The sequence below is a fragment of the Caballeronia sp. dw_276 genome, from assembly GCF_018449635.1.
Lineage (GTDB): Bacteria > Pseudomonadota > Gammaproteobacteria > Burkholderiales > Burkholderiaceae > Caballeronia.
The window spans coordinates 348672-360269 of sequence record NZ_JAAVUV010000001.1; the positions used below are offsets into that span (position 1 = coordinate 348672).

General features: G+C 58.9%; 14 protein-coding genes. 6 read left to right on the forward strand and 8 right to left on the reverse strand.

Features of this window, described 5'->3' with window-relative positions; translation table 11 throughout:
• Positions 1–54 precede the first annotated feature (54 nt).
• The gene (locus HB633_RS01505) at positions 55–612 is read right to left on the reverse strand and encodes a hypothetical protein (RefSeq protein ID WP_213776294.1); all 558 of its coding nucleotides are present in this window, start codon (positions 610–612) and stop codon (positions 55–57) included.
• A 972-nt stretch (positions 613–1584) separates the two neighbouring features.
• Between HB633_RS01505 and HB633_RS01510 the strand changes: the two genes are divergently transcribed.
• Entirely contained in the window at positions 1585–3075 is a 1491-nt protein-coding gene (locus HB633_RS01510; protein ID WP_255580693.1) for an AarF/UbiB family protein, read from the forward strand.
• Positions 3076–3150: 75 nt separating this feature from the next.
• On the forward strand, positions 3151–3375 hold the full coding sequence (locus HB633_RS01515; RefSeq protein WP_213776295.1) for a hypothetical protein: 225 nt from the start codon (positions 3151–3153) through the stop codon (positions 3373–3375).
• A gap of 31 nt (positions 3376–3406) precedes the next feature.
• On the opposite strand, the gene HB633_RS01520 is transcribed toward HB633_RS01515, so the two are convergent.
• From HB633_RS01520 to HB633_RS01535, 4 genes are all read right to left on the reverse strand, one after another.
• Positions 3407–3640 (reverse strand): hypothetical protein, encoded by a 234-nt coding sequence (locus tag HB633_RS01520; protein ID WP_213776296.1) that lies wholly within the window; start codon positions 3638–3640, stop codon positions 3407–3409.
• 134 nt (positions 3641–3774) lie between these two features.
• Positions 3775–4029 carry a CsbD family protein gene (locus HB633_RS01525; protein ID WP_062172299.1) on the reverse strand — a complete coding sequence of 85 codons (255 nt, stop codon included), beginning with the start codon at positions 4027–4029 and terminating at the stop codon, positions 3775–3777.
• Positions 4030–4138: 109 nt separating this feature from the next.
• The gene (locus HB633_RS01530) at positions 4139–4495 is read right to left on the reverse strand and encodes a response regulator (RefSeq protein ID WP_213776297.1); all 357 of its coding nucleotides are present in this window, start codon (positions 4493–4495) and stop codon (positions 4139–4141) included.
• On the reverse strand, positions 4492–5991 hold the full coding sequence (locus HB633_RS01535) for an ATPase domain-containing protein (protein WP_213776298.1): 1500 nt from the start codon (positions 5989–5991) through the stop codon (positions 4492–4494). Before HB633_RS01535 ends, HB633_RS01530 begins: the two co-directional genes overlap by 4 nt.
• A gap of 298 nt (positions 5992–6289) precedes the next feature.
• Here HB633_RS01535 and HB633_RS01540 point away from each other — a divergent pair, with 298 nt between their 5' ends.
• The 3 genes from HB633_RS01540 (at position 6290) to HB633_RS01550 (ending at position 8649) form a co-directional block, all read left to right on the forward strand.
• Positions 6290–6649 (forward strand): hypothetical protein, encoded by a 360-nt coding sequence (locus HB633_RS01540; RefSeq protein WP_213776299.1) that lies wholly within the window; start codon positions 6290–6292, stop codon positions 6647–6649.
• A 196-nt stretch (positions 6650–6845) separates the two neighbouring features.
• Complete coding sequence (locus HB633_RS01545; RefSeq protein WP_213776300.1) at positions 6846–7553, forward strand: DUF2968 domain-containing protein; 708 nt, start codon at positions 6846–6848, stop codon at positions 7551–7553.
• Between the two features lie 394 nt (positions 7554–7947).
• Positions 7948–8649, forward strand: a complete 702-nt coding sequence (locus HB633_RS01550; protein ID WP_213776301.1) for an OmpA family protein — start codon at positions 7948–7950, stop codon at positions 8647–8649.
• Positions 8650–8750: 101 nt separating this feature from the next.
• Here the strand turns inward: HB633_RS01550 and HB633_RS01555 are convergent, their stop codons facing one another.
• The 3 genes from HB633_RS01555 to HB633_RS01565 are packed head-to-tail and all read right to left on the reverse strand — an operon-like array spanning position 8751 to position 10324.
• A complete protein-coding gene (locus HB633_RS01555) occupies positions 8751–9254 on the reverse strand; it encodes a methylated-DNA--[protein]-cysteine S-methyltransferase (RefSeq protein WP_255580694.1) in 504 nt (167 codons plus the stop codon).
• 37 nt (positions 9255–9291) lie between these two features.
• Entirely contained in the window at positions 9292–9552 is a 261-nt protein-coding gene (locus tag HB633_RS01560) for a hypothetical protein (protein WP_213776302.1), read from the reverse strand.
• Entirely contained in the window at positions 9545–10324 is a 780-nt protein-coding gene (locus HB633_RS01565) for a DNA/RNA non-specific endonuclease (protein ID WP_213776303.1), read from the reverse strand. Before HB633_RS01565 ends, HB633_RS01560 begins: the two co-directional genes overlap by 8 nt.
• A 172-nt stretch (positions 10325–10496) precedes the next feature.
• On the opposite strand from HB633_RS01565, the gene HB633_RS01570 reads away from it, so the two are divergent.
• Complete coding sequence (locus HB633_RS01570) at positions 10497–11555, forward strand: alpha/beta hydrolase (protein ID WP_213776304.1); 1059 nt, start codon at positions 10497–10499, stop codon at positions 11553–11555.
• Positions 11556–11598 lie beyond the last annotated feature (43 nt).

Genomic DNA, 11598 nt, shown 5'->3' on the forward strand with positions numbered 1-11598 from the left:
CGGTTGAACTTGTGTTCCGGCGTTACGTTACGGCCGGAAATGTTCCGCACATCGCTAATGATGCGTAACGAGATGCGGAGCGGCTCCCCGATAAAACCCCGGCCCGGCCATCGCGGCTGTGATTTCACCAAACGATGACTGGAGCTGATCGATTTTTTCCCGCAGGTCATCCAGCCGTCCGGCCGCAATGCTGGCCAGTTCGCGGACGTTGCGCAGCAGCCTCTCGCATAGTGCCGAATATTGCGCGCCGACGATATCCAGCAGCGAAGGCGACGCTGCGCCGGGCTCACGGACATCTGTATCGAAGAACGAAGATTCGTGTGTTTGAGCATTTCTCAGGCGCTCGGTCGCCTGCGCGAACACTTCTACGGGCGCGATGGCGGTGGCGATGGAAGCATCGACCTCATCTAGCGCGGCCTTGAGATCGAGCGCATTTTCCTCCATGGAGACGGTCAGGCCCTGAACCTTTTGCGGCGTCATCCAGCCGCGCTGAACGAGCGTTTCGCTGGCGCCCACGAGCGCAGCCGTAATCGCCGATACCGCCACGCGTTCCGTCTCCACGCGGTATTTGAGCTCGGTGCACTCAGCGAGCACGGCGCTGAAGGCTGTCATGTGTGATTCGATTGCTTGAATGGTCGGCATGTCGGCAAATATAAGTTGGGGCGGCGGGGTATAAAAAACCGAGCACAAACTGTGCCAATTATCAGACGCTGCTGCGGATGAAAACAACGCTCTCGAATTACCGCCCCTTGGGCGACTTGGCTTTACTACGCAATTCATGCCCTTATTTTGTGGGCGTCCTGTGAATAACTGTAAAGTAATGCTGTTACGAAATGGCAATATTTGTATAAATTTGACACTTTTTTATATGGTCGGGTTTGGTTATTCCGAAATGAAATTATTAATCAGGACGTTTCATATCCGTAATTCAATCAAATACTCAGCTTGAAGTGCGCAGTGCGAGTGGCGGCTTCAATCTCGCATAATCGAAGGAAGTTTGCTTTTTGTAATTTTTAAGATTGCATAATGTCAGGATAATCGGACGCGGGAAGGGGACTCGGAGCGATAGGCGCGAACGCCCGCGTCTTAAGGCCGGGGACAGGATCGTGCTTAGCTGGACCTTGCTGGCACGCCTATATTATTTACGCCGGTGCCGTGCGGCGCTTAGGCCTTGGAAAGCTCGCCGAAGTAATTAGGTCACGAGTCGATTTGGAAAAGCCTCGATGCGGCACGGTGTCGATCAAACTAGAAGCGATTGAATTAGTTAGACAAATTATAATATGCGTTGCGATTACTTTTTTTAGGCGCCCTCGCATTGTCGGGGCGTATAGCGCTCTACGAATACACTTTAAAAGCACCAAAATGAGGCATCGGCGAATCGGTCATGCATTCACTATCAAACGGCTGTTTCCGATTGAAGTGCGTCGGCGTTTTTCGGCCGACTGCATACGATTAATAGGCGCTACGTTTCACGACGAATTGCGCAACGAACCGCCATAGGGTTTAATTTGTGTTGCTAATGCCTTATCCGACTCGCCTGAAGGAGCAAGCAATCATCGACACACCTTTTCCCCGGATCACACCTTGACGCCGCGTCTGTCCAGCGTCTGGCGGCTCGCCATGTTGTTCGTCCGTGAAAGCCGGGCGACCGCCTCCGGCCGGACCGAGCCCATCCATCGAGTCATTCGCTCGTTTGCAGCCGGCGTTCGCGCTCACGGGGCCACCAGTCTTTCGCAGCGCGTACCGCTGCTCCAGAATCTCTCCGGCGTGCTCGGCATGGCTTCGGGTTTGCTCACGCAGCATCCGGCCTTATCGGAGACGGCGGTGCGCGTCGCGCTTGCGGAGCTCGATACGCTCAAGACGCCAATAGAGGGGGCGGCGCTGCGGCAGGCGCTCCAAACTGCATTGCCTCCCGGGCGTGCCGCCACGTTGATCGATGTGGAAGACGAACCCGAGCGCTGCGGGATAGCCGAGCAGACACATCGTGCGTCGGTTCAACTGGAGGCCGGCGGCTCATCTTTCAGCGCCCGCATCACCTTGATTCGTGCAGACACCCGCCGGGAGCTCGCGCAGGACTTGGAAGTCGCGGGGTCGGCGGCGCGGCTTGCCGAACGGTTCTCGCGCGAGGTCCGCGCGCAAAACGTGAGCGCATTGATCGCGCGACTGGGCGAGGCTGTCAGTGCAATGCTTGACCTGCGCCAGCGCGCCGCCGACCAAAGTTTCCTGCGCTACCGGCTGCGCGAGGTGAACAACGACGCCCGTGTGGTGGTGCCCGAAGTGCTCTGGGATTTTTGCAGCGATACCGCGCTCGTTACCCGGGCCGTGCGCAGCGTGCCGCTGTCGGATGCCGCTGCGTTACGTGCGCACGGCATCGACCCGGTCGATCTGATTGCGACGTGGATCGAGGCTTTCTTCGAGATTACGCTGGGCGAGGGCGTCTACCATGCCGGTCTGGAGGCCGCGGGCGCGGCAGTCAGCATCGAAGCGGATACGTTTGGCCGTCTGGTGCTCGACGGTGACTCGCCTCTCACGTTTCTCGCGGCTCACGAACGCAGTTTCCTCGTCACCGGGTCGGATGCGCTTTTGCGCGGCGATCACAAGGCGGCGGCCCGCGAACACATGCGCCAGGGCATGCCACATGGGCACGAAACGCAGCGCGCGGTGCGTGTGGAGGCAACGTACCGACGGGAAGCAGAGCGTTTTGCCGGCGATGCACATCGTCATCGCACCGTCGCCGATCTGTTTACGGCGCTCGGCAAGGGACCGTTGGAACACGCTTTCGGCGATGCCCATACCGGCATTGCATCGCGGGCCGCGTTGCTGGCGCGTTCGGCGCAGAGCATCGAGGAAATGGCGCGGCGGATTGCGCCGGACATCGATGTCTGGAAGATCGCCCGGCGCGTGATCGTGCGTCTGGCGCTGGATCAGTTCAGCTCGCACGGGGTCGTGGCGCAGGTGGTCAAGGAGGCGGTGCACTGGCCTCACGCATTGCCTCGCGTGCCGAACCTGCTTTCGGACTGGATGGTTCGGCAAAACCAGCGGGGCGTAAGGGCGCGGCCGAACTCGACGCGTTAGCCTTGATTGCCACCGGATAGGGAACGCGTGTTGCTCGGTAACTCCTTGTACATCGTCAACCCCAAGGAGCAAACCATGACCGCAACCACGAAATCTGAACCGGAACCCGATAACCGCAACCTGAAGCAAAACCCAAAGCAGACGGCGGAAGTGCCGCTGGGCAGCGGTGGATCACCGGAACCCAGCGGAACGGGCGGTTTCGGCTCGCATAGTTCGGAGCCAGAGGGGGTATCGAAGGGGACGTTGAGGAAGTCGAGCCTGCCCTCCACCGATCGCGTGGATGACAAACCCGAAAAATAAGCTGCTTGGCCGCTTTTTTCGGCGGCCGCTGTCAGGGCATGCCGCCAAGCGAAGGCGAAATAATGCTGCCGGGTGGAAGGTCATCTACCTTGGATTCATTTGCCGCCCGCGATGAAACCGGCGCGTGGCTGTTGCTGCACGTGTCGACCGATTCATGCCCGATACAACGTAAGAATGCATCGGCAACCGTGCTGTCCGAAAACGTATAAACGGTCGTTTCGACAAGCACTTCTGTGTCCGACAAACGGTTTGCGACAATTGTCATAATGTTTTCTCCCGAAGAATCTTTACCCTTTGGGACTCAGCATCAACCGCGCCCGGCCTGCATTCAGGAAAACAGGGACAAAAAAAAACCGGCCGCGCCCAGGGGCACGACCGGTTCTTACAGCCAGACTCAAATTACCGTTGGCGCGCCCAGATCGCTCCAAGCACGAAACCGATCGCACCAGCGACCAGCACGCCGTTGATCGGCTGCGAAATGACTGCTTCGCGCACGTTGTCGAGCGTCTCGCCGTAATTGCGCTGAATTGTGCCGAGCGCTTGCCGCGCCTTGCCCTCTGCTTGCGTGGATGTATCGCCGGTAAGTCCGCCTACCGCATCCTGAACCTTGCCAACGACGGTTTGCGCCGCGCCTTCTACCTGATCCTGCACCATGGTGCCTCCCGTTCTAGTGAAGCGGTTTATCGAATAATCCGGCGTACCGGAACGTTCATTTGAGCAGGGTTCGTGCCCAGGCAGCCGCGAACGACTCTGGCCTTGCCGATCAGGCCGGACCAATCAGCCGCGTGACGATTGCAACCAGCGAATCGATGGACAGAGGCTTGCGATGAAACTCCAGTTTCGGATGCTCGATCTCCGGCGTGCGCGCCGCGGCGCTGGAGAGCACGACGGGGATCTGCGCGAGGGCGTCGTCGGCGGCGAGCGCGCGGCAGAGCGCAAGGCCGTCCATCTTCGGCATCATCCAGTCCGTGATGATCAGGTCGGGCGGGGCCGCACGCACCGATTCCAGTGCCAGCAAGCCATTGGACGCGGTGCCGACTTCATAACCTTCCATCTGGAGTACGAGCCGCCAGGTGGTGAGCAGGTCGAATTCATCGTCGACGACGAGGATTTTTTTCATGTCCGCGTGCCGGCGTCCTGTGAGGACAAGGTTGGCGGGATCGTGCCGCGCGCCGACAACAGCGTGGCGGTACCGACAAAACCATCGCTCAGATGCAAGCCGTTTTCATCGATGACAAAACGCCGGATCGACGGATCGTGCGCAGCTTCCCGCTGCTTGATGATCGAGATGATCCGGTACAGCGAGGTGGTTGTCTCGACGTACCGCAACAGGACGATGTTCTCCGTCATCGCCGATGCTCGGATCGACCCACCGTGCGACATGTCGCCGTAAAGCGGCAGCTCCTCGGTCAGCAGCGTGGTGACGCTTTCCTGGCGCAAACGGTGTGTGAGCGCGTTCAGGAACAGGCCAAAGCGTTCGGTGCGATTCGCGGAATCATGAAAACCTTCGATGCCGTCGACCACGAGCCGGGACGCGCCGACCCGCTTTACCACCGAGAGCAGCTCGGCCGCGAGTTCATCGATCGCAAGTTCCACTGCCGGGCGCCATTCGATGATCAGGCGGCCATCGGCGACGGCTTCGGCGACCTTGATCGACACTGATTCCGCCTTGGCAACCAGGCGTTCCGGCGACTCATAAAAGCCGAAATAAACGCAGCGCTCGCCGCGGGCAATACCCGCTTCGAGAAATTTCAGTGATATCAACGTCTTGCCGATTCCCGATGGCCCGATCAGCGTCGTAGTCGACCCCTTCACCACGCCTCCGCCGAGCATGGCGTCGAAATCGGCCAGCCCGAATGCAAGCTTCGTTTTCAGGTCGGGTGCGCCTTCGCGCAGTATCGAACGGGCTTCCAGGCGCGGGAATGTGACGAGGCCGTCGGTGGTAATCTTGAAGAAATGCCGTCCCAGCAGATGGTCGCGCGCGCGCAGCTTGTGCACTTCGATTTCCCGCGCGCGCCGCATGCCGGTCGCAAACCGGTTCAGTTCGATAAGCCCATCGACCAGCGTATGTTCCGGATGCGGCTCGTTGCCGGACAACGGCGCGAGGATCAGCGTGGTGCAGCCCGCCGCCGAGACAAATGCGCTCAATTCGTGGATGAACTGTGACAGCTCAAGCTCGGTCGAGCTGAATTCGCGTGCGCTGCGAAACCCGTCGATAACCATGAAACGCGGCCGGCTCGTCTTGATGGTCGACGCGATCAGCGCAAGGAACCCGCCGAGGCCATCACGCATCAGTTCGTGATAACCGGACACAAAGAGCATCTTGTCCGAGATGGCATCGGCGTTATAGAACGACAGCGCCTTCAGATGCGACAGCAGCTTCGAATGCGATTCCGCGATCAGCGTGATGTAGAGGACGGTGTCGCCCTCGTTCACGCGATGAAACCCGATTTGCGTCGACAAGATGGTCTTGCCCGCGCCGGCCATGCCTTCGATTAGATACAGGCCGCCCTTGATCAGGCCGCCGCCGAGTATGTCGTCGAGGCCGGGCACGCCGGTGGTGACAGTGTTCGGATCGGAATCTGGCGGGGTCGGCGGGAGGGCTTGTTCGGTCATGAATATCTCGGGTGGCGTGGCCCGGCAAGGATGGCGCGTAAAACGGGATTATCGCCGAGATGACGCACTATGTCGGCATTTGTAAATTTGTTTGAATTCGTTTCGATGCCGCGGCACTTGACACAGACCGAGAGCGCACGTTTCGCGCCCGGGTGCGAGCGGGCAGTGCCGTGTCCTTGTATTTGTCCTCCATCAACGGTCCCAGGAAGGAATTAAGAACTCGCTCATGGTCTGAAAAGCGTGCGGATGGTCTCATCTTGGTTTGCCGCATGCGTGTTGCCTCGACCCCGGCGCACACGTGTTCTTTTCCCTGTTTTCACGCCTGTTCGAGTCCGCAGCCCTCTGGTCGTTCGCGCAGGCATCTGCCGCGAGACCGCTCATGTTCCCAGGTATTGTTTCGTCCCGTTTCGTCTTGATGGCCGCGAGCCTGCTCGCGCTCAGCAGTCTCGCGCACGCCGAGTCCGGCATGGCCGCAACATCGATTGATTCAGGCATTTACTCCGGCGCGCCGTTCGCGTATCAGGCGGATCGCGGGATCATGTCGGCAGTCCCCGACCAGACGCCCGATAACCGCATCTTTTCGCCCGTGAGCGACATGGGCGATATGCACTCGCGTCAGCCCAATCCGGATCGTCCGCGTTTGCGTCACGATCTTTGAAGCGCGGTTTGAAACGCTTCGGGAAATGCCCGCCGAACTACTAAAAAATCGCTTCAGGAATCGTTCTAAAGCATGCAATGTTTCAGGCGGCGAAGTAGATACATAAAGCGGGCTCACGCATTTTCCGCTTTACCTTTTCTATCTGCCATAATTCCGGTGCTTTCGCATTCTTAATTGCGTTCAACCCGGAAATTCCATGAACTCCAACAAAACAACGAGAGGCGGGGCGCTGGTCTTGGCATGGTTCATCCTGTGCGGCGCGGCGTTCGCGGCGGGCCCTGCAGCGATCGCGCAAGGCAGTGCCACATCGGGCGATCCCCTGGGTGGTTCGGGGGCGCGGCGCAGCCTTTTGACCAACGGCGCTGCCGATGAACCACAGGCCACGGCGAACGGCAACATCGCGGAACTGCAGCAAATGATTCGCGACGGGAAGGTAAAGGAATTGCGCACGACGTATAACGGCAGTTATGGCGCAAGCATGTTGTTTTACCCGGACGAAATGACTTTCTATATTGCTTTGTTCCAGCAAAAGAAATTCTGGCGGGTAATCAAGACTCAGGCCGACGCGCGGGCGGAAACGGTTTATGCGGATTTCGCGAAGAACAGTGCCGCGCTGGCGGATACGGAGATCCGCCGCACGAAGCTCGAAGCCGAGAAGAACTTCGCGGACCGGTTGATCGCGGTTCAGCAACAGCGTGCAAACCGCCTGCAGGCGGACCTGGAAGTGGCGCGTGCGCAGCAGAGCCAGGTGGTTGACCGCCAGGCGGAGCAGCAGGAGGCGATCCGTTCGCTGCGTGCGGAGCAGGATTCGGCGCAAGCGCAATTGCGCGCTTTGCAAACCAAGGTGCAGGACTTGCAACGCCAGTCCGATACCGACCTGATGCCACTGCCGTTTCCAAAGTGATTCGCATTTGAAGGAACAAACGCTGCAGTTATTGCAGCCGCTGACGAGTTGGCGCAGCGTTTCAAGCTTCGCAAAAACGGCCGCCTTCGCGGCCGTTTTTTATTGCCGGAACGGTAATCAGCAGCCGAAACTTTTCTGATTATTTACGTTTATCGGATGTTTCCAAAGTCGTTCAAAACTGTTTCATCAATTAGGAATTATCCAGTAAGGAATGCTTGATTACGCGTGCTAACATGCCGCGCGATTTCGGATTCCAGATAGTTTTTTGATTATCCGGATCGAAGGCTTGAGGCGAATAAGGTGGCTGTGGAAATCGGGTAACTGTCTGATGGCCCGACCAGTACGCATTTGTCTCGATATCTCAGTCACACGTAATTTCGGAATGGTAAACAGGATGTCTAATAAATTAATCGCTGCAGGCTTATTGTCGATCGGTGCGCTCGCAGGCTGCTCCAGTGCTTCGGGTCCCTTGTTCAACGCAAATCAGATTCAAACCGCCAATGGCACGCAGGTTTATCGCGTGGAATGCCATGGTTTGTTTGAAGGCGTCGCGGCATGCGTGAAGCAAGCGCAAAAGATCTGCGGCGACAAGCCCGCATACAAGCTCGAAACCATGGAACGTCTGCGCTCGCCTTCGGACGACGCTCTGGACCCGCGCGTCCTGACGTTCCAGTGCGGCGCGCCGGCTCAGCCGGAAGTGGCTCCTGCACCGGCTCCGGCACCCGTGCCGCAAGCCGCGCCGGAAATGCCGCGTCAGATCGACCTGAGCGGCGACGCGAACTTCGCAACCGACAGCGCCACGTTGACGCCGCATGCAAAGAGCACGCTTGACGAGTTCGTGGCTGCCGGCCAGAACGTGCAACTGCGTCAGGTCGAAGTAGCGGGTTACACCGACTCCACGGGTTCTGCATCGCATAACTTGCGTCTGTCGCAGCGCCGTGCGGAATCGGTGCTTCAATACCTGAAGAGCAATGGTTTGCGTTCGCAAAACTACACGGCGCAAGGTTTCGGCGCTGCTAACCCGGTTGCATCGAACTCGACAGCAGCGGGCCGCGCAAAGAACCGTCGCGTTGAAATTCGCGTCAGCACGCAGTAATCACGTCGGGCGTTTCGTTTAACGCCCAGTGTAAAAAACCCCGCAAGCGCACAGCGCCTGCGGGGTTTTGTGCTTTCGAGATTGCTGAATGCTTCGATCGATTAAAACAATGTGAGCTGAGCGCGTCCGGGGCCGCCCTCAAGCGTCAGTAAATGTTGTTTGCGCTCCACGCCGCCGGCGTACCCCGTCAATTCGCCATCCGCGCCAATCACGCGATGGCACGGCACGATAATGCCCACCGGATTGCGCCCATTCGCAGCGCCCACTGCTCGCGACGCACCCGGCGCGTAGCCCATCCGACGCGCGAGATCGCCATAAGTCCACGAATTTCCGAACGGAATCTCCTGCAGCGCAGCCCAGACCTTTTGTTGAAACTCCGTTCCGTTCAAACGCAGTTTGACGGAAAAAACGGTGCGCTCGCCGGCGAAATATTCGGCGATCTGCTCCATCGCTTCGGCAATGACTTGGGACTGCGGCGCGCCGGTATCGGTGAGACCTTTGGGAAAATGCTTCTGCCCGACGAAAAACAGCCCGGTGAGGTGTTCGTCTTCAGCGCGGTAAGCAAGGTGGCCCAACGGACTCGGTGCAATGTGACATTCAATCAACAGCGTCTCCCAACTTTATGTGCAACGTGCTTGCAGCCTAGATAAACGGATTATCCGTCTTGCCGGCGGGCTTCACCGGCTCGGCGGCGATTTTGACGGGCAGCGCGGGATCGCTTTGCAATGCATCGACGATAGCGTTCACCGCTTTTTGCAAGGCAAGTGCGGTTGTCAGGCCGGCCTTGTCACGGGTAATCGTCAGGTCGCCGGAAACCGACAGGCGGGCGGGATCATTAGCGATCACGAGCGCGTCGCCGTTGATGTTGAGCGTGTCGGTATCGTTTGAGAATGGCTTAAACACCTTTCAGTCCTCCAATGCGTTGATCTTTGAGCGAGTCGGGTATGCCCGGAAACTGCAGGCCGCTCATGGCTTCCAGTTCGTTGACCGTCTTGACCGTGTATTCGTTCGTCGGGGTGTTGTCGACGACCACAGCGAACGCAAGCTTGCGTTGCGGCATATACACCACCTTATACAACTGGGTAGGAACCAGCACGCGCGAGTCGCCGATGGTTTGCAACTGCCGTCCGGAGAAGATCGGTCCGGTCACGACGTAGGTATCGCCGGATTCTTCCACCAGCCGCCGCACCGCTTGCTCGATACGCGCCCAGATGCGCCGGTTATTCGATGGATTTTGCGGCACGACGTTCGCAAGCGAAAACGATTCGGCCATGCCCTTCTTGTCCCATCGGTCGCCGGCGGGACTCATGTGGCCGCGATCGTAGCCGCTGCGTTTGTAGTCCGAGAGCGTGGCGCTGTCGCCGGGCGGAAGTTTTTTATCGACGAAAAAGCGGTTCGTGCGCGCGTTGTCCCGGGCGTCGTCAATGTGTCGCGGCGTCAGATGTTCCGCCGACCATAAAGGCCCGTGCGTTACGCCGGAGTGAAGGACCGCGAAGTCGGAATAGCAGAGCTGTTGTGTCGACGCACGCATCTTCGCATTCACGACAATGGGCGCGCGGCCTCCGGGACTGAACTGCGGGCAATCGGCGGCGAGGGCGTTAAGTGACAGCGTGCAGCCGAGTGTGGCCAGGAAAAGCGTGAAGCGGGTCTTGAACTGCGAGATGCGGATTTGCATGCGGAAAGCGAGGCGTTCGTTTATTCGAGGCGGCAGTATAAGCGCATGGCATGCAATCGGGTCCGTCAACGATCAACGCCAGCACACGATAAAATTCCCCCGCTGCGGTATCGTGGCTCAAGCGTCCGTTAGTGCCGGTCCTTCCTGTTTTTATCTGCGAGTTTGCGCACCCATGACTTTGATCAGCCGCTCGATTTGCGCTGTTTTGGCTTCGGTTTCATTGATTGCATCGCCTGTGTTCGCGGACGAAGCCGCGTCAACACCCGCAACACCTGGCGCCACTAATGATGACGGCCCCGTGTACGGTCCGGAGTTGCAAGGCTTCGACTATCCGTATCCCGTCGGCCGCTTTGCGATTTCGTCGCAGCGGCAGATCGTGCGCATGGCGTACATGGACGTAGCGTCGAAGAACCCGAACGGCCGGACGGTGGTCCTGCTCCACGGCAAGAACTTCTGCGCGGGGACCTGGAAGGAGAGCATCGATGTGCTGACGAACGCGGGTTATCGCGTGATCGCGCCGGATCAGATCGGCTTTTGCAAATCGACCAAACCCACGCGATATCAATACACCTTCCAGCAACTCGCCCGTAATACGCATGCGCTGCTCGAAGCGCTCGGCGTCAAAAAGGCGACGCTCGTTGCGCACTCCACGGGCGGAATGATTGCCGTGCGCTACGCGCTCATGTACCCGCAGGACACCGAGCAACTCGTGCTGGTTAACCCGATTGGGCTCGAGGACTGGAAGGCGAAGGGCGTGCCGTCGATTTCCATCGATGACTGGTACACGCGCGAACTAAAGACCACCGCCGATGGCATCCGCAAATACGAGCAGTCCACGTACTACGCGGGTCATTGGGACGCGCGTTATGAACCTTGGGTGCAGATGCTCGCGGGGATGAATCGCGGGCCGGGTAAAGATCTGGTGGCCTGGAATTCGGCGCTGCTCTACGACATGATCTATACGCAGCCGGTGGTTTATGAGTTCGGGCAGATCTGCACGCCGACGTTGCTGCTTATCGGCGACAAGGACACGACCGCTATCGGCAAGGATCGCGCGCCACCGGATATCAGGCCAACGCTCGGGCGTTATCCAGAACTCGCCAAAGAGGCTGCCGCGGCGATTCCCGGCGCGAAACTGGTCGAGTTTCCCGATTTCGGACATGCGCCGCAGATGCAGGACCCGCAAGCTTTCCACAAAGCCCTGCTCGAAGGGCTTGCGGCGCGCAACTAGGCGCACGACCAAGCGTTTTCCAGGATCGAACAGCGCGCGGCGG